Here is a 19,128-nt window from a genome sequence, read left to right as displayed (position 1 = left end):
AGTAGGGGAGAAGTATGAATAAAAAAGTGGTCTTTTTTGACCTGGATGGAACGTTATTAAATAAGGAAAAAAAGTTGCTTGAATCCTCAAAAATAGCTATTAAAAAACTTCAAGAGAATAATATCTTGCCAGTAATTGCAACAGGTAGAACACCTGCGAAAGTTCAGTGGGTATTTGACGAATTAAATATTGATTCCTATGTAGCAATCAATGGTCAATACGTTGTATACGAAGGTAAAGAGATCCACAAGGAACAACTTGATACTAAATTTCTACATGATATTACGCAATTTACCACAAGCAACAAACATGCGTTGGCCTATGTTAGTTTATCAGATGTAAAATCTAGCATTGAAAATCATCCTTATATTAAAAATGTTTATGAACCACATCATATGCCCTATCCTTCTTTTGGTCCAAATCATTATCATACCAATCCTATTTACCAACTGTTACTGTTTTGTCAGGATCCAGATCAAACTTTGTATCAAGAAAGATATGGAGATAAGAAGTTTGTTCGCTGGCACCCTTTTGTGCTGGATGTTCTACCAAATGGCGTGTCAAAAGCCACGGGGATTACGAAGTTTCTTGAAATAGCAGGAATTCAAAAGGAAAACACCTATGCCTTTGGAGATGACATTAACGATATTGAAATGTTTTCTTTGGTTGGATCAACTGTTGCAATGAGGAATGCCATTCCTGAACTAAAAAGAATTAGTGATTTTGTTACTTCTTCTAACGAAGAAGATGGAATACTAAATGGACTAAAAACACTACAGCTTATTTAATCGAGTAACAATAAACATATAAAAGAAAGCCAGAAACGTTGCAATTAATTGTAGCTACTATTCATATAAACTTATGTAATTTTTCGAATGTAAGGAAAAGAGATAATCTAGTTTGTGAAGAATTGTACTTAAATAAACGGAGGCATTGATCCAATAAGGATTGAGGCCTCTTTATAGTGAGCTTCTTTATTGTAGAAAAGGAGCAGGTGTGCGGCCGAGCCTAGGTCGTATCATATAGCGGGTGGGATTCCCGCCGAGTAAGAACTAGCCATTCGCTCGTAGCGAGTCTTGGAGGGCTAAAGGTAACTTTAGTCTTTAAGCGTAGACAGTTAGGTGGCGGGCCGAAAGCCAATTGGTTGAAGGGATTGAGCTTCATAAACTTTAGTGAACTGAGAGGGCTGATGCCTTACCTGCGTGCAGAAAGCAACATTTTATCCTTCATTAAAGGCAAGAAGAATAAAACCTCTCTGGAGTCAGAGACCTTGGCACGTCACACATTGATATGATACGGCAACTCGGGAGACCCTACCGGTCTTTTTTTTAGAAGAGTATGGTGTACAAGCGATAACAAGCAAGGAAACCAAATGCCGTGTAGGGAGTCGGATAGCAGCGTAGTACCAATGAAGTTGGGTAATGCCGATGGAGGGAAGGCTAGCTACCAGTTATCACCCTTACTAGGGACACATTAACTACACACAGAGGTAGGAAAAATAATGGAAACAAAACTACTAAGGATAGCAGAATTAGCAAAGTCTCAACCTAAAATGAAATTTACATCACTTGCCCATTTATTAAATGAGCAATCACTAACACAGTGTCATCATGGACTACCAAATAGAAAGGCAACGGGTGTTAACGGAACGACTAAGGACCAATACAGCGAAAACTTGGAAGAAAACATAACTGATTTGGTAAGTAGGCTTAAAAATAAAAGCTATCGTCCTGTTCCAGTAAGACGAATGTATATCCCAAAGCTCAACTCAGACAAGAAAAGACCGTTGGGAATACCGGAACATGAGGATAAAATTGTACAAAAAGGCATTACCAAAATACTAAATTCTATCTATGAAAATGACTTCCTAGACTGTTCATTTGGATTTCGCCCTAACAGAAACTGTCATGATGCGCTGAAAATACTGAATCTGTATATTGAAAAGAGAGCAGTAAGTTATGTAGTAGATGTAGATATTAAAGGTTTCTTTGACAACGTTGATCACAGATGGATGATGGAGTTTCTAAAACTCCGAATCGCTGACCCTAACCTACTGAGAATAATCAGCAGGTTTCTTAAAGGTGGATACATGGAGGAAGGTAAGAAGTATAATACAGACAATGGTACACCGCAAGGTGGTTTATGCTAAGCTTTGCATAATCCTCCTTATGCAAAGTAAAATATTATGCAAAGTAAACTTTCTAAACCCATAAATAATAAGGGGTTATATCCCATTTACTTTGCATAATTTCTGGCCTACTTTAATTCGGAAAGCCAAGTAAGCAATGCCTGATCCTTATTCCAGTCGGGAAGAGTGCTATCAATCAAATCAGGGTAAACATTTTCAATTGCCTTTCTTTTCGTCTCAGTATCTATTCTGGCGTAAATTTCTGTCGTCTTTATATCTACATGTCCAAGAAAATCACGTATGTATATGAGATTTACTCCTGCTTGTAGTAAATGCATTGCCTTCGAGTGACGAAACATATGGGGTTTCACTTTCGAAGGAACTAGGGTTGATGTTCTCCTAGCTAATTCAACATATTTTGTTATTATATAGGCAATCCCTTCCTTAGTAAGCTTGTTTTGCTGATTATTTGTAAAGAGAGGATATTCATTTTTCCATGGTTTATCCAGATTATTTTCGATAATATAGCGTTCCAATAATGATACGGAATTTTTCAAAAGAGGAACTCGCCTTGTCTTATTTCCTTTTCCTGTTAATACAATCACTGCCGGATTTTCTAAGATTACATCCCTTACTTTTATATCAATTAGTTCCTGCACCCTTGCGCCAGTATCATACAGAACACTCATCAATGTAAGGTCACGTCGACCCTTAATGCAGCCCCTTTCGGGCTGTTCTAGAAGTAGTTTCATAGCCTCTGGTGACAGATGCTCCACCACAGTTTTCTCTGCCTTTTTGGAGGGGATTGCGATTACTTTTTGAAAATGGAAAAGACCGGAAGGTTCTTCGGCCTGAACATAACGAAAAAAGGAATGAATCGCTGAAAGCCTCTGATTTCTAGTAGAGATGCTACATTTTCTAACCTTTTCTAGCCAGCCCAGAAAGCCAATAAGCGTTTCACTTGAAAGAATATCTAAAGTAATCCTTTCTGCTCGAATGTTTTTCTTTTCTTGGCAATACTTTATCAAAAGTTTAAATGTATCACGATATGATTGAATGGTATTCCTACTGACATTTTTCTGTGACGGAAGGTACACCGAAAGAAATTCCGTAAGGTGCTTCGCAAAATCAGTTGGTTTCATCGTTATCACCATCTAATTGAGGAATCATTCCCGGATACCGCGTTTCAAGCCTTAATGTAATAGATGGAAACACATCCGCAGTCAAGCGCAGATAATAAGCAGTTTCTTTAAAGGAATCGTGACCCAAATACGTTTTAAGTACTGGAAGATATACCGTTAAATCCTTTTCTTCATCAACCCATTTTTTCAGACAATGAACTGAATAAGAGTGGCGAAAGTCGTGGATACGAGGACCATTTCCTCTTCCACCATGTGAAATTCCAGCACTCCATAAAAACCTACGGAAATTTTTATAGACATTTCCGGTCGTCATCGGTCTGTTATCAAGCGCAGGAAAGTAATAATCTTCGGCACTTGGATAAGGATGTACCATTTTCGAATAAATCCGACAACGTTCCGTAAGGGACACCGACATTGGTACCAACCTGCTGTTATCTTTTTTAGATTGATTTATAGTCAGAATACCATTTTCAAGGTCAACGTCAGCTACTTTGAGAAGCCTTGCCTCGGATACCCTTAAACCGCACATATAAATCATACGAAAGAACACGGGCATAATCAGATGTCTGTGTGGACATTCGGAACAGTACTTGCATTTTTCCGTTTCAGCAAAAAACCTTTCTAGTTCATCAAAAGAATAAATATACGGTACATATTGTTCCTCCGTAGGAAAGTATCCCTTGGGGATGATATATGCTTTAACTCCAATGGAATCCAGATATTTCCCAAACTGGCGGATGACTGATGCGCGTGAACATAAATTTGCTTGTGCCTCGTAAGTTTTTTTACTACACCAGTCTAATACGATTTCTTTAGTAAGTTCAGTGGCTTGGGGATACTTTTCCATTGTAAAACTGTCAAATCGATTTAAATCACGTGAATCCCTATCATATTTATATCCAATAGCCTTTTTCAGTCCCACATGAGCTTGGATATGACTTTTAAAAGGGCCTTTATATATGATTTCACTCATCACTCAATCCCTCCTTAAAATCAAGGGAACATTCTTTCAACCTTTTGATGTCAACCTTTAAGTAAACTGCTGTTGAGTTTGTATCTACATGACCAAGGATATCTGAAATGGTGGAAAGTGGTGTATCTTTTTCGAGAAGTATACTGGCCATGGTATGCCTAAGGGAATGCATTCCTCTTCTTTTTTTTAATGTAGGAATGTGTGCTAATTCCATGTACCTTTTAATTAACTGATTTAAATGATCTCCTTCAGAAAAGGGCCCAAATGGTGCCATGTGCTTTACAAATACATAGGGGCTGTTTATTTTAGGACGACCGTACTTAAGATACTCAATAACTGCCCATCCCACCTCCGGTGTTAATGGAAGAGTTAAAGGCTGCCTAGTTTTTGATTGAGTAAATACAAGCCTTTTCTCAGCCCAGAGAAAGTGCTCCATTTTCAAATTTTTAATATCTGTACACCTTAAGCCGAGGCAACATGCTATTAATATAATTGCATAATCTCTTTTGCCCTTTGGACTCCCTCTATCAATGGCAGAGATTAACCTTTTCAATTCATCTTCTGTCCATACAGATGGAATACGGGTCTGTTTTCTTGCCTGAATCATAGGCGTTTTTGAAGCAAAATCAATCTTTATTTCTTCTGTAACTAGGAGAAAGCGGAAAAAGGCACGCAAGGAACAGATATTTTGTTCTACTGTTTTGTATGTATATCCCGCCAAGGTTTTAATGTAATCGTTAATCAATGTAAGATTGATTTCTTTACAATCTTTAACTTTCTGCGAAGAAAGATAATCCATGAATCTAGCAGATTGTTTTACATAATGGTCTATTGTGGCTTTGGAATAATCTTTATTTACACAGTATTGCTTAAAACGGTTACTAATTTCGATAAAGTAAAAATCCGTAAGGATTTCCTTATGCTTATAGTAGCGACGTAAAATAGTTGAGTGTAGTTGAAAATCACCAATCATTCGAATAATTCGAAGTTCTTGAGTCTCTGACTGTGTAAGAGATTTATCAAAATCTTTTTCGAGGATATGAAAGTATTTTTCAACAAACTTAATTCCCAACCCTTCCGAATAGTATGTTTCACCTTGTTCATGTGCAAATTGGAGCAGTTTCTGCCATCTACTTCGGTAAAACCTCATAGATCCCTCGGTATAGCCAAGCCGAATCATTTCTTGTTCTAGGTCCTGAATTAATGCATCCAACGGTTTCTTTTGCATATGTATTTCCTCCCAAAATGATAATTTGAGCATCAAGCTCATAATTCATTTTCGGTTATTATGCAAAGTAAATAGACTAGAATCGTTGAATTAATAACTTTTTTATTGGTTACTTTGCATAATCACTTTCTTTGCATAAGGTGGAGTAATATCTCCGATATTAGCCAATGTATATCTCCATTACGTTCTCGACTTATGGTTTGAGAAAGTGGTTAGAAAACAATGTAAAGGGCAGGCATATATAGTAAGATACGCAGATGATTTTGTATGTTGTTTCCAACATAAGAGCGAAGCTCAGCAATTCTTCCATTCATTAAAGCTTAGATTGAAGCAGTTTAACCTGGAAATAGCCGAGGATAAAACGAAAATTATTTCCTTTGGACGGTTTGCAGAACATAATACAAAGCGAGATGAGAATAGTAAACCAGCTACTTTTGACTTCTTAGGGTTTACCCACTATTGCGGGAAGAGCAAACAAGGTAAATTTCGTGTGAAACGGAAATCTAGCAGGAAGAAAGTGCAAGGTAAGCTAAAAGAGACTAAAGAATGGCTGAAGATTAATAGAAATAAAGATATTCATGTGATTATGGATAGATTTAAACGCTCGCTCACTGGTTATTACAACTATTATTGCATGACAGATAACATCCAAACTGTTAACAACTTCAAAGAGCGACTTGAAAAGTTACTATTTAAATGGCTAAACAGAAGAAGCCAAAGAAAGTCCTTTACATGGGACAAATTTAATCTCTTTCTTAGTAAATATCCACTTCCTTCACCAAGAATTAAGGTAAATATCTATGAACTTAGAGATGAGATTAGCTATATTCTGTAAATGATAACTAGGAGGAGCCGTGTGCGTTAATAGCGCAAGCACGGTTCTGTGAGGGGGGAGAACACAATCTACCGCAAGGTAGAGAGGTTCTCTTCTACTCGACTTATTTAAGTACATACTTCACAGGTCCATAGAAAAAATCGACCAGCCAATATTAGGGGAAATCAGCTTATTTTAATATGATGCTACATCCGAGTATGTCTTAGTTTAGAAGAGCTAGAGTTTCGAGGGTTAAGCTCGTATATTTTTAACGTACGTTCCTCAAAAAAAGGTAACATGAAACCAAGACTGACACGGCACTTCGACGCAGGTTAAACTCAAGTATTGTTGTTAGGAGATAAAGACGGTTCATTTAGGCAAAACAACAATAAATTGGTAACTTATTTATCAAAAGGAAGTTACTCGATAAGTAATTTGTGTTATTTATTTATAGGATTAGGCAATGATTAGAGATGATTGTTATAACGGATGCTTTTCCATTTGTCTTATGATTAAGATACCCCAAGTTTTTATATACTTTTAACTCTATGAAAAGTTATTTGAAGACGAAGGGGCAAGGTACAAAGACATTTGGAGGAGGAAAGTATGAAAAGACCATTAATTCAGTCCCTCGTATTGATGATGTCCCTCGTTCTTACAGCTTGTAACGTTAATAATGAGAGAAATGATATTTCCAACCAACAAGAGGCAGCAGATGACACTTCTGGAGAGGAGTTATCCGAGTCAGGACGTGAACTTGTCCAATTTCCAGAGAACTACGATAAGGGTATCAACTACACGACTGTGAATCGCGGAAATGTCAGAGAAGAGCTCTACACGAGTCGGGATGCAATCGAAGCTGTACAGAACGGGCAACCATTTCCTAGTGGAACTGTAATTACTCTTGAAATCTATAGAGATGAAGAGTTATCTGAAATTTTCGTTATGGAAAAACGCACAGGCTGGGGTGAACAAAACCCATCTGAAATGCGTAACGGGGATTGGCTATATCAGGAATTCAATGGTGACAAGTCAGTAGATTACGAGGAAGACATTGGGCGCTGCTTTTCATGCCATGCGAATCGGGAACGAGATGACTTCGTTAATACGTTGGATGACATGAAGAGTTATGAACTGGATAATGCTACAGGATTAAAGAAAATCAATATAGACTCGCAGATTGAAGGCATTTCTGCTCATCAGTGGGAGGTAAAAGCAGTAGACGATAGTTTGGATGATTTAGGAAGTGGCTTAGTGGGAGAAAAAGAAAAAACTGCGATCATCCAGAAGGTTCTTTTAATAACTCATTTTAATCAAGAAACATAAGAGTTTATTAGGTTATTTTTTGCTTAGATGGACACTTGTATTTAATCGATAATCATACGTTCTAGCCCAAAATTCATTATGTAGTAATAAAATAGAAAGAGGAGAACCTTTTGTATCGAAATATGTTATATAGACTTGTTATTGACGTATCTATGACAGTTCTCATGTTAGTTGCCATGGCTTATCATATTACTGGGAATACAATTCATGAAACGGTTGGAGTGGTCCTACTTGTATTGTTTATTGTACACAATATATTAAATCGTCGATGGTATGAGACCATTCTTAAAGGAAAGTACAACTTCCGACGTATCCTGAGTATATTGGTCAATCTACTTTTTCTTGTATCTATGGCTGCTGTAATGATAAGTTCCGTGCCCATCTCCCGTGATATATTTCCTAACATTATTACAAACAATGACATGATCCTACTACAGATACACGTTATGACTTCCTATTGGGGATTTATCTTCATGAGTATCCATATAGGATTATCCTGGGGGACAATTATCAATGCCATGCGCAAGATGACGGGAATTTCGAGCACTAGCCGTATCCGTAATATTTTGTTACGTGGTATAGCTGTGTTGATTGTTGTCTACGGAGTGCAGAGTTCCTTTGAGAGAGAGCTGCTTTCTAAATTAACCATATATAACCCATTTGGTTGGTATAGTAGTGAGTCCACCATGCAATTTTTAATAGACTACTTATCTATAATGGGAATTTATATCAGTGGTACTCATTATGCTCTAAAATTTGTAAGAAACAACGAAAAGCGTAAGCTAACAAATTGATATAAAGTTTTAGGGGGAAACAAATGAAAAAGACGTTATATCTCATGAGACATGGACAAACATTATTTAATAAAAGAAGAAAAATTCAAGGTTGGTGTGATTCACCACTTACTGAACTAGGAATCAAACAAGCAGAGATTGCAGCTAAGTATTTTAAAGAGAACCATATAGTCTTTGACCATGCCTATTGTTCGACATCCGAAAGAGCAAGTGACACATTAGAAATTGTGACGGATCTGCCTTATACAAGATTAAAAGGATTAAAGGAATGGAATTTCGGGGCCTTTGAAGGTGAAAGTGAAGATTTAAACCCATCGCTTCCTTACGGTGATTTCTTTGCTAATTATGGTGGAGAAAAAGAAATAGAATTTCAAAAAAGAGTTGCTGATATTTGTCAAAAAATAATGGAAGAAGATAATGAAGTGGTTTTAGCCGTTTCTCACGGAGCAGCTTGTAGAAAATTTATGCAGTACTGGGAACATACAAGTTCCATTAGACAAAAAGAAAGAATCGGCAATTGTTGCATTTTGAAAATTGAATATGAGAACGAAGAATTTAAATTAGTAGAGATTATAAATCATGATTTTAGTAATTTTAGTGAAGCAATTCCTGTTTGATAGTTTTCTGATGCATAGAACTTAAACAAAGAAGCGTTCGTTTAAAATAAGGGATGCTTTTTTGCTTATAAAACAATCGGGTCATTGAGCCCAATCCCTATAAGTAAAAAGCCGACCTCCACATGGGAAATCGACATTTCTAACTAATTTTTAATCAAGACTTTTGGCTAAGCATTTAACCTCTGTTCGTGTTTTTCTCTAAGGCGCTTTATATCTTCTATTGGCGGTAAACCAAACATACGTGAATATTCACGGCTGAATTGCGATGGGCTTTCATAGCCTACACGATAGGCCACAGCAGCGGCATCTGTGGCCTCCGATAATAACAGACGACGAGCTTCCTGAAGTTTTAATTGTTTTTGGAATTGAATAGGGCTCATTGCAGCTACTTCTTTAAAATGCTTATGAAACGCAGAAACACTCATATTGGCTGTTTCTGCCAGTTGTTCAACCCTAATAGGTTTATCATAGTTAGTCATAATTAGTTGGATGGCATTTTTAATTTGATAGGCACTGTTGCCTTTTACTACAATTTTCTTAAGCGTATCTCCATGCTCCCCCTTAAGAACTTTATAAATCACTTCTTTTGTGAATAAAGGAGCAAGTGTCGGAATATCTTCTGGGGTATCTAGTAGTCGAACTAATCTCACTACAGCATCGAACAAAGAAGGATTAAGTCTGCTAACAAACATGCCTCGCCCTGAACTTCCTTCTGAAGCAGATGAAAAGTTTGCATCGCCCAAAACCTCCAGTATTTCATTTGTAGTAAGTTCTAGTATGAAACCTAGATAAGGACTTTCAGGCGATGTTTCAATGATGTGGCTTGTTGCTGGTAAGTCGACAGATGCAACAAGGTAATCTCCAGGTCCGTATCTAAAGTCCTCCATTCCTACCGATACCTCTTTCACACCTTGAGCCGTAATACAAAGAGATGGCTTGTATACCCCATAGTTGGGATCTTTATCAGTATAACGTCGAACAAAAGACAACGAAGGAATAGCAGTCTCGTGAACACCGTTCGTACCTGTATGACGCTCGATGATTCTTGCTAGTTCTGCTTGCTGAGTTAATGTTTTCTCTTGCATGAATTCTCCCCTTCTCTTTGTGATTTGTATGTACATTATAATTTGAAAAATATGGTTCTGTAAATGCACCTAAAGAGGATTAGGCAAACATTGAACACGAATAGATAATAGGTTTTTTTAATATTTACGTATAATAAATATTAGTTTTACTACATCTTTAAATGTGTTGAGATGACTATTCTTAGCTTTGGTGCTCTTCACATTTTAAAAAACATGAATGTGAACGTAAAAAGGATTGAATTAAGAAATAATAGTAAAAAGGGAGTGGTATAAATATGGAACAATCAATTATAGCTCTTTCAAAGAATAAATGGGAATGGATGATGGAGAGACAACTATATGATTTAAGTAATCTCTTTCACGAAAAAGCAGTTTTCGTGCACATGGGGGCTACATTTTCTAAGAACGAGGAAATTGACGTAATTAATAACGGTTCTATTATTTATAAGAATATAGATATTCAAGAAACATCTGTTCAGCTAATTGGTAAAACTGCCATTCTTCTAAATAAAGTAGTCCTAGTAGCTGTTGTTGGGGGAAATGAAGTAACGAATCCGTTTGTGGTTACTGAGGTATATGTGCAACAGGAGGAACAATGGAAGTTGGCATCAATGTCTTTCACAAGGCTGTTAACACAATAACATACTATTAAATACACAAATAGAGTGGACAAAAAAAGACACTCAAAATTAAATAAATAGGAGGAATTTTTTATGCAAAAAGTTATTTTAAACAATGGTGTGGAAATGCCGATACTAGGTTTTGGTGTTTTTCAAATTCAAGATGAAAATGAATGTGAACAAGCTGTTTATGACGCTATTATGGCAGGTTATCGTTTGATCGATACTGCTGCTTCTTATCTAAATGAAGAAGCTGTTGGTAGAGCAATTAAGCGTAGTGGTGTTCCAAGAGAAGAATTATTTATTACTACAAAACTTTGGGTACAGGATACAGGTTATGAGAGCACCAAAAAAGCCTTCGAAAAGTCGCTGAATAGACTGCAATTGGATTATCTTGATTTGTATTTAATTCATCAGCCATTTGGCGATGTACATGGCTCCTGGCGCGCAATGGAGGAAATGTACCGTGAGGGTAAAATCAAGGCAATCGGAGTGAGTAATTTCCATCCAGACCGATTGATTGATTTAATCATTCATAATGAGGTTGTTCCTGCAGTTAACCAGGTCGAAACACATGTATTCAATCAACAAATTGAAAGTCATAACTTTATGAAAGAGAACAATGTTCAGATTGAGTCCTGGGGACCATTTGCTGAAGGGAAAAATAACTTGTTCCAGAACGAAATTTTGGTATCAATTGCTGAAAAGCACAATAAATCTGTGGCTCAGGTAGCTTTACGTTGGTTGACCCAAAGAGGAGTTGTTGCGATTCCAAAGTCTGTTCGTAAGGAAAGAATCGTCGAAAACTTTAATATCTTTGACTTTGAATTAAGCCAAGAGGATATGGATCAAATCGCCACATTAGATACGAAAGAGAGCTTATTCTTTTCACATAGGGATCCTGCAATGGTGCAATGGATAGGTACCCGTAAATTAGATATTTAATACTCATTTTTGTACAATATAGCGAAAAAAGCAAGGGGCATAGAGTGTTAATATGGAAATGAGAAAATTGGGAAATAGTGGATTAAAAGTATCTGCAATTGGTTTAGGCTGTATGGGAATGGACCATGCTTATGGGAAACCCGCTGACCGTGATGAAATGGTCAAATTGATTCGTAGAGCTGTTGACCTAGGGTGCAATTTCTTTGATACTGCTGTTGTTTATGGAGAATCCAACGAAGAATTATTGGGCGAAGTACTTGCACCAGTTCGAGAGCAGGTTGTGATTGCGACTAAATTCGGAATCACTGGGACAGATATTGTAAATGATCGCCCTCAACATATTTTAAATAGCAAACCAGAATCCATTAGAGAACAAATGGAGGGTTCGTTAAAAAGATTGAAAGTAGATTGCATTGATTTATATTATCAACATCGTATTGACCCTAATGTAGAACCAGAAGCTGTTGCAACAACAATGAAAGAACTAATGGCAGAAGGAAAAATTAAAGCATGGGGGCTATCTAATGCACCAATTGATTATATGAAGCGTGCACATGCTGTATGTCCAATAGCTGCAATTGAAAATCAATATTCAATGATGTGGCGTGAACCTGAAAAGGAATTATTTGATATATGTGAAGAGTTAGGGATTTCTTTTGTTGCTTACAGCCCATTAGGAAATGGTTTTTTAAGCGGAAAATATACAAAAGATACAAAATATGATGAAGATGACTATAGAAACTTCATGGGAAGATTCAACCCTGAAGTGATTGACCATAACCAAGCATTATTAACATTAATTGCTGAGGTTGCTAAAAGCAAGAACGCAACATCTGCCCAAGTGGTACTAGCCTGGGAATTAGCTCAAAAACCATTTATTATTCAATCCCAGGTACTACAAAATTACACAGATTAGAAGAAAACTTAGGTGGAGCTGTTATAGAATTAACAAAAGAAGATTTAGACAATCTTAATAATGCTTTATCTAAAATTGATATTGATGAAACACACTTCCAATCAAAATCAACTAAATTACAAAAAAATGCACCATAGGGAAATTTCTCTCAATGGTGTATTTTTTTTGCTCAGGATAAACAGTATCGTTAGAGCCTGTAATGTTTGATGGTAAAATAAATGAAAATCCCGATTTCCCCAAAGTGGAGGTTCGCTTTTTTCTTTAACTTTGTGAAGGTTTGTACTTAAATTAAAGGGGGCTTTAGTTTAACAACAGTCACTATTTTTGTTTACTAAAACGAGTTATTGGTTATAAAAAAAAGGATAGATGCTTACAGGTATTATTCCTGGTCATCTATCCTTTTACTTCTATGTTAATTTGTTTCCTCAGCTTTAAATTATATTCTAAATAATTATTCTGCTTTTAATACATCAGTGGATCGCATGTAACCTTTTAACGCTAATTGTCGATGGAATCTTAAACGTCTCAAACCGTTGGTAACACTGGCTTGAGACATTTCTGTTTTAATAAATATCTTCGCAAAACTTCTATTAACACTAATTAGTTTCTATATCATGGATACTCCCTATTACAGGTGAGTATATCTCGGTAACTTTATTTTTCTTCTTGAAAATATTAAACACTATTCTCAAATCCTTTCAAACGTTTATCTGAGTAATTCTTCATCAAACCCAATTACCATGGTTATGATACAAGCTGAAACAATTGCGACAAAAATAGCTGTATTAATCGCCATAATAGTATGCTGGAAAATCTTTTATATAATCAAAATCAGCAGTAACTAATAAAGGTTCTCACTAATCCTTTTTTGAATAAAGGAACAGCTTTTACGAAAAAGGAAAGGGAAGACCTTGGACTCGACGGTCTGTTACCGCCACAAGTGCTCACCCTGGATGAACAAGTAAATAGGTTTTATGAACAATATTCGATGCGTACGACGAATCTATTTAAACAGGGTCTACTTTATGATTTATTATAACCGTAATGTCGTTTTGTTTTACCAGCTTTTAAGAGAACACTTAGCAGAAATGCTCCCAATCATCTACACTCCCACTGTCGGTGATGCAATCAAGTCATACTCTCATAGCTATCGCCGCCCGGGTGGATCCTAAAACTCCTTAATGAAAAAGAATAAAAGAGAAACGGAAAAAAGGCAATTTACCGTCTAAAAAACAGACGGCAAATTGCCTTTTTTGTATTGAACTGAGATTCGAGAATAAAAAAAGTAAGTTTTTCAGTGGCCTCGTATGATGACTAGTCTTTTTTAGATTAAATTACAGAAATATGTGCTACTAGATAAGCTACAGTTACACTACAGAAAGAAGGATATCATCGAGCACATATCACCAAATTATTTGTTCATCCTAGTTTGTTAGCAGTCTATTAGTTTTTTATTTCTGAAGAATCCCCCGTTCGGTTTACTCCAACTATAGAAAAATACACTAATTTTCAAATTAGTGTGAAAAAGTATGTATTAATCATGAACTCTATTATTCTTATAATAAAGCCAGGGGTTGAAAGTGTTTTCATTAAAACAAGGAGGTAAGAGCATGGATAACACTTGGTTAGGTTTAGAAGGAAAAGTTGCCATTGTTACTGGTGGAGCTTCTGGAATCGGGTTAAACATTACTAATGAACTTATAAAAAATGGTGCAAAAGTAGTTGTTGCTGACCTAAACGGTGAGGAAGGACAACTAGAAAGTGGTGCATACATCTTAAAGTGTGATGTAACAAAGAAGGAAAGTGTTGAGCGAGTAGTTGGTAGTACTGTTGAGCTTTACGGTGCAGTGGATATACTAATAAACAATGCTGGAATCAATTTACCAAGGTTATTAGTCGATGATAAGGGAGATAAACCTGAGTATGAGCTAAGTGAAAAAGATTTTGATTTAATGGTAGCAGTTAATCAAAAGGGGCCATATCTTTTTGCACAAGCTGCTGCAAAAGAAATGATAAAACAAAATAAGGGTGTTATTATAAATGTTGCATCCGAGGCAGGCCAAGAAGGGTCAGCTGGTCAAAGTTGTTATTCAGCAACAAAAGGGGCTGTAATCTCTTTCTCACGTGCTTGGGCAAAGGAATTAGGAAAGTTCGATATCCGAGTGGTTGCAATTGCTCCAGGAATTATAGAAACAACAGGATTAAGAACAGACGCTTATAATGAAGCCCTAGCATATACACGTGGCGTTACAGTAGATGGATTATCAACAGATTATAGTAAATCAATTCCTCTTGGAAGAGAAGGAAAGTTAACAGAAATAGGCGATCTTGTTTCTTATTTAGCTTCTGATCGTGCAAGTTATATAACAGGTACGACATTTAATATTTCGGGCGGAAAATCACGAGGATAAGTAAGCTAAGGTCCAAAAGACAAGTCAAAGCCTGATGGGTGCCAGGGGGAAAAGGATTCTCGCACCTATTCCTCCACTAAACGGCCCATTATTGAAAGAGGTGATGAAATGTCTGAATTTAAACTGGACGAAAGAAAGGTTCAGATAATAGAGGTATTACAAAAGAAAACATCCTGTTCGTTAGAGGAAATAGCACAACTAGTAGGAGTTAGTCCTAGAACAATCCGAAATGATATAAATCAATTAAATAAGGATTTAATTGATTTGGCTTTAATTACAAATGAAAGAGGAAAAGGCTATCGTCTAGACATTAAGGAAAATGATCCATTTCATAACTTAATAAATAGAAGAAGTTCAGAAAACGAAAATTTAGATACGTCAAAACAAAGGATAGCCTTTATTATCAACTGTTTGATAAACAGCGAAGAAACATACACTTTAGATGACTTAGCATATGAGATGCATTTGGGGAGAACTACCATAATAAACGAACTAAAAAAGGCATCAGTTTCCTTAGGAACTTATAATTTAGTAATCCAGGGCAAGCAAAACAAAGGAATGCAATTAATTGGTGAAGAGCACGATAAAAGATTCTTTATCTTGGATAACATGTTTGATTTATTATATGGTAATTATCCAATTGATGTAGATATCCTTGAAGAAGTTGTAGAAATCTGCAATAAATATGATTTTGAATCTACAACTAAAACGAGATTATTAGAATTTATTATCGTAATGTTAGATCGTTTGCTAAAAAATCATTCCTTAAAGAAACTGAATGAAAAACATGAAAAGTTATTAGGAACAAAAGATTATGAATTAGCTGTTGAAATTATAAAGGTTTTGGAATCAAAGCTACCAATTAATATTCCAGAGCTAGAAATTCTCTTTATCACAATACCTATAGCGGGTAGACGGACACCAACCAATAATCGATCATTGGCAGAGGTTAAAATAACAGAAGATGTTAAAAGATTACTTGAACAGATTATTGAACAATTAGGTTTTAAAAAAGAAATCATTCATGAACATCATTCCTTTTTTATAGATCTCCAATATCATCTTACTTTTATGCTCAATCGATTGTTATTTGGTCTCCGGTTGAAAAACCCGTTGCTGGGAGATGTGAAGGAGAAATATCCTGTCGCTTACAAAATGGCAGAGATTGCAGGACAAGTGATTGAAATACAGAGTGGTTTAGTAGTATCAGAGGACGAACTAGGGTACTTGGCATTTTATTTTGGGGTGTTTATAGCAAATAATGACGTAAAAGTTAAAAGATTCAGGAAGGCAGCAGTCATTTGTGGAACTGGAAGAGGAACAGCAAAATTAATAGCCATGCAATTAGAAAGAGTTCTAAATAATAAAACTGAGCTAGATCTATTCTCTGATAATGAGGTCACAGAAGATCTCATAAGCAATTATGATATCGCCTTTTCAACAGTGAAATTACCTTTTGAACCAAGCATTCCTTTGGTGAAAATCAGCGAGATTTTTGATGAAAGAAAGGTAAACAAAGAGATTGAAGTAGCTACCTTTATGAAAAATTTAAAGATAAATAATGAAGGTGAATACCAATCCATTTTAAGAGGACTCATTACAGAGGAAAAATTTTTCATCTTAGATAGTGGCAAGGGTTACCACAAAGGTGTAGAAACTATGATTGAGGCCTTAATAGTTCAGGGCTACTTGGATGAAGGATTTAAGGAACGCATGGAGGAGAGAGAAAAAAAAGGATCCATGATATTTGGGAATTATATCGCCTTTCCACACACGATCAATAAAAACTCTAACTCAGTAGAACTTGCACTTGGTGTTTTTCCTGAAAAGATAAATGTAGAAGGAAAAGAAGTAAAGGTAATTTTCTTGCTGGCATTGCCAGAAAATCAAATTGATAATAGTGAACACTTTATTGTTAGACTTTATGATGAAATATTAAAAATAGCAAATAACACAGAACTTACTCACCAGCTTGCTAATGTAGATAATTATCATGCGCTTGCTCAATTACTAGAAAAGGCAGTAAGAATGTAGTTAATATTTCATACAACTTTTGGAAAGCGTTTCCGGCATTTTAGGGGATAGGAGAGACAAAATATGATTTTTTACTTGATTCTTATTATAGGTATAGCATGGTTGGTACAGAGCATATTTGGGTTTCTTCAAATTAGGCATTTCAATAAAAACTATGCTGAAATGAGGGCATTGGGTAGAGTAGCCATAGGAAAGAAAACAGGCATGTTCAGAGCAGGTACAGTTGTTATGTTTTGTATTGATAAAAAAAATAAAATAATAAAAGCAGCAAAAATGCAGGGAGTAACAGTGTTTTCTCGGGTGAGAGAACTGAAAGGCTTTGAAGGAAAGTACTTGTTAAAAATTGCTGAAGAGGATTTTAATGGGCTAGATAAATTAACAAAGCTGGCTATTGCAGATGCCCTTAGAAGTTATGACATTATTTCACAGGGTGGAGAACTAAGAGTGAAAAAGGGTTGGATTGATTATTTAATTCCTAATAAGAAATAGAAAAGGGTGGTTTTATGGAACTTGTTATTAAAGCAGCTGAAGGATTTATGAATCTATTTAGACATGGTGGAGAGGTTTTTGTAGATCTTGTTACTGGTATAGTACCGCTTCTCATTATGTTATTGGTAGCGATGAATGCTCTTGTACACTTTGTTGGGCAGGAAAGAGTAGAGAAATTAGCCAAAAAGTCAGGTAAAAATCCTTTCACAAGATATTTTGTATTACCGGTTATTGGGACATTCGTTCTAGCAAATCCAATGACACTATCTCTAGGGCGTTTCTTACCAGAAAAATATAAGCCTAGTTATTACGCGGCCGCATCTTATTCTTGTCACACACATAATGGATTATTCCCACATGTTAACCCAGGTGAATTATTCGTATTCTTAGGGATTGCTGCTGGTATAACAACGCTTGGACATGATGTTACAGAATTGGCTCTTCGTTATTTCTTAGTTGGTATAGTAACGAACTTTTTAAGAGGTTGGGTAACAGATTTAACAACAGCATATGTGGCAAAACAGCAAAACGTAAAATTAAAAGACACAGTTCAATTATAGGTGGTGGAAAAGATGACAACATTTAACTCAATTAAAGTAACAAAAGGTTCTGGTGGCTTTGGTGGTCCTCTAGTAATTACCCCAACGGATGAAAAAAATAAAGTTGTTTATATTACAGGTGGTCAAAGACCAGATATTGCTGATAAGATTGCTGAATTAACTGGTTGCGAGCTTGTAGATGGATTTAAAACTTCTGTTCCAGAAAGTGAAATGGCTTGTGTGATCATTGACTGTGGTGGAACGTTGCGGTGTGGTTTATACCCACAGAAGAGAATTCCTACCATTAATATCATGCCTACTGGTCAAAGTGGACCTCTAGCTAAGCATATTACTGAAGATATTTATGTATCAGGAGTAAAGGTTGATAATATTGAGCTTACTAATGCTTCTCAAATAGAACAATCAAGTATAAAAGAAGAAAATACTCCAGAGGTAAAACAAGAAGGCAAATACAGCACAAATAAAAAGATTAGTGAACAACAAGCACCTAAAGGGATCATGGCACGAGTAGGAATGGCTATGGGTTCAATTACAAGTGTTTTTTACCAAGCTGGACGTGAAGCAATTGATACGGTAATTAAAACCATTCTTCCTTTTATGGCATTTGTTGCGATGCTGATTGGTATTATCATTGAGTCAGGAATCGGTGACGTATTCGCAAAATTCCTTTCTCCGTTTGCAGGAAATGTTTGGGGACTAATAGTTATTGCTCTTGTTTGTTCCTTCCCGCTATTATCCCCATTCTTAGGCCCTGGTGCAGTTATTGCACAAGTAGTAGGTACCTTAATTGGTGTAGAAATTGGTAAAGGTAACATCCCTGCACATCTAGCACTACCAGCCTTATTTGCAATCAATGCTCAGGCAGCTGCTGATTTTGTTCCAGTTGGCTTAGGGTTAGCAGAAGCAGAGGTAGAAACAGTAGAGGTAGGGGTGCCATCAGTACTCTATTCAAGATTTTTAACCGGAGCTCCAACTGTGTTTATTGCATGGCTAGCAAGCTTTGGATTGTATGATTAAATTAATGTAAAATTATAGTAGGATTTTGA

Annotated in this window: 18 protein-coding genes and 1 pseudogene; 15 read left to right on the top strand and 4 right to left on the bottom strand. The window is 36.1% G+C overall.

All coding sequences use genetic code 11. The annotated features are described in order from the left end of the window. The first annotated feature begins 14 nt into the window (after positions 1-14). Positions 15-788, top strand: a complete 774-nt coding sequence (locus MKX65_RS26825; protein ID WP_340906906.1) for a Cof-type HAD-IIB family hydrolase — start codon at positions 15-17, stop codon at positions 786-788. A gap of 713 nt (positions 789-1,501) precedes the next feature. Beyond that, entirely contained in the window at positions 1,502-2,149 is a 648-nt protein-coding gene (locus MKX65_RS26820; protein WP_340906905.1) for a reverse transcriptase domain-containing protein, read from the top strand. Positions 2,150-2,256: 107 nt separating this feature from the next. Here MKX65_RS26820 and MKX65_RS26815 read toward each other — a convergent pair whose 3' ends face one another. From MKX65_RS26815 to MKX65_RS26805, 3 genes are read right to left on the bottom strand one after another with little or no spacing between them, the layout of a single operon-like run. After that, positions 2,257-3,270, bottom strand: a complete 1,014-nt coding sequence (locus MKX65_RS26815) for a site-specific integrase (protein WP_340902108.1) — start codon at positions 3,268-3,270, stop codon at positions 2,257-2,259. Further along, entirely contained in the window at positions 3,257-4,243 is a 987-nt protein-coding gene (locus MKX65_RS26810; RefSeq protein WP_340902106.1) for a tyrosine-type recombinase/integrase, read from the bottom strand. Before MKX65_RS26810 ends, MKX65_RS26815 begins: the two co-directional genes overlap by 14 nt. Next, on the bottom strand, positions 4,236-5,471 hold the full coding sequence (locus tag MKX65_RS26805; protein WP_340902104.1) for a site-specific integrase: 1,236 nt from the start codon (positions 5,469-5,471) through the stop codon (positions 4,236-4,238). Before MKX65_RS26805 ends, MKX65_RS26810 begins: the two co-directional genes overlap by 8 nt. 148 nt (positions 5,472-5,619) lie before the next feature. On the opposite strand from MKX65_RS26805, the gene MKX65_RS26800 reads away from it, so the two are divergent. The 4 genes from MKX65_RS26800 to MKX65_RS26785 all read left to right on the top strand — a co-directional run bounded on the left by MKX65_RS26800 (position 5,620) and on the right by MKX65_RS26785 (position 9,022). Then, positions 5,620-6,306 (top strand): reverse transcriptase domain-containing protein, encoded by a 687-nt coding sequence (locus MKX65_RS26800; protein ID WP_340906963.1) that lies wholly within the window; start codon positions 5,620-5,622, stop codon positions 6,304-6,306. A gap of 585 nt (positions 6,307-6,891) precedes the next feature. Further along, the gene (locus tag MKX65_RS26795) at positions 6,892-7,611 is read left to right on the top strand and encodes a cytochrome P460 family protein (protein ID WP_340906904.1); all 720 of its coding nucleotides are present in this window, start codon (positions 6,892-6,894) and stop codon (positions 7,609-7,611) included. Between the two features lie 110 nt (positions 7,612-7,721). Next, positions 7,722-8,405, top strand: coding sequence for a DUF4405 domain-containing protein (locus MKX65_RS26790; protein ID WP_340906903.1), 684 nt, complete (start codon positions 7,722-7,724; stop codon positions 8,403-8,405). A 23-nt stretch (positions 8,406-8,428) separates the two neighbouring features. After that, on the top strand, positions 8,429-9,022 hold the full coding sequence (locus MKX65_RS26785; protein ID WP_340906902.1) for a histidine phosphatase family protein: 594 nt from the start codon (positions 8,429-8,431) through the stop codon (positions 9,020-9,022). Positions 9,023-9,189: 167 nt separating this feature from the next. Here the strand turns inward: MKX65_RS26785 and MKX65_RS26780 are convergent, their stop codons facing one another. Continuing rightward, positions 9,190-10,107 carry an AraC family transcriptional regulator gene (locus tag MKX65_RS26780; RefSeq protein WP_340906901.1) on the bottom strand — a complete coding sequence of 306 codons (918 nt, stop codon included), beginning with the start codon at positions 10,105-10,107 and terminating at the stop codon, positions 9,190-9,192. Between the two features lie 275 nt (positions 10,108-10,382). On the opposite strand from MKX65_RS26780, the gene MKX65_RS26775 reads away from it, so the two are divergent. The 9 genes and pseudogenes from MKX65_RS26775 (at position 10,383) to srlE (ending at position 19,099) form a co-directional block, all read left to right on the top strand. After that, entirely contained in the window at positions 10,383-10,748 is a 366-nt protein-coding gene (locus MKX65_RS26775) for a nuclear transport factor 2 family protein (protein WP_340906899.1), read from the top strand. 72 nt (positions 10,749-10,820) lie between these two features. Then, the gene (locus tag MKX65_RS26770; protein ID WP_340906898.1) at positions 10,821-11,672 is read left to right on the top strand and encodes an aldo/keto reductase; all 852 of its coding nucleotides are present in this window, start codon (positions 10,821-10,823) and stop codon (positions 11,670-11,672) included. Between the two features lie 52 nt (positions 11,673-11,724). Further along, positions 11,725-12,588, top strand: a complete 864-nt coding sequence (locus tag MKX65_RS26765; protein WP_340906897.1) for an aldo/keto reductase — start codon at positions 11,725-11,727, stop codon at positions 12,586-12,588. An 844-nt stretch (positions 12,589-13,432) separates the two neighbouring features. Further along, positions 13,433-13,754, top strand: a pseudogene (locus MKX65_RS26760) (NAD-dependent malic enzyme); the annotation flags it as partial. 444 nt (positions 13,755-14,198) lie between these two features. Beyond that, positions 14,199-14,999, top strand: a complete 801-nt coding sequence (locus MKX65_RS26755; RefSeq protein WP_340906895.1) for an SDR family oxidoreductase — start codon at positions 14,199-14,201, stop codon at positions 14,997-14,999. Positions 15,000-15,107: 108 nt separating this feature from the next. Beyond that, a complete protein-coding gene (locus MKX65_RS26750; protein WP_340906894.1) occupies positions 15,108-17,033 on the top strand; it encodes a BglG family transcription antiterminator in 1,926 nt (641 codons plus the stop codon). Between the two features lie 63 nt (positions 17,034-17,096). Further along, complete coding sequence (locus tag MKX65_RS26745) at positions 17,097-17,522, top strand: transcriptional regulator GutM (RefSeq protein WP_340906892.1); 426 nt, start codon at positions 17,097-17,099, stop codon at positions 17,520-17,522. A 14-nt stretch (positions 17,523-17,536) separates the two neighbouring features. Beyond that, positions 17,537-18,082 (top strand): PTS glucitol/sorbitol transporter subunit IIC, encoded by a 546-nt coding sequence (gene srlA, locus MKX65_RS26740; protein ID WP_340906891.1) that lies wholly within the window; start codon positions 17,537-17,539, stop codon positions 18,080-18,082. Between the two features lie 12 nt (positions 18,083-18,094). Continuing rightward, on the top strand, positions 18,095-19,099 hold the full coding sequence (gene srlE / locus MKX65_RS26735; protein WP_340906890.1) for a PTS glucitol/sorbitol transporter subunit IIB: 1,005 nt from the start codon (positions 18,095-18,097) through the stop codon (positions 19,097-19,099). The last annotated feature ends 29 nt before the right edge of the window (positions 19,100-19,128 follow it).

The organism is Robertmurraya sp. FSL R5-0851 (assembly GCF_038002965.1).
Lineage (GTDB): Bacteria > Bacillota > Bacilli > Bacillales > Cytobacillaceae > Robertmurraya_A > Robertmurraya_A beringensis.
The sequence above is the reverse complement of the archived record's forward strand: the minus strand, read 5'-3'. Positions and strand labels throughout refer to the sequence as shown.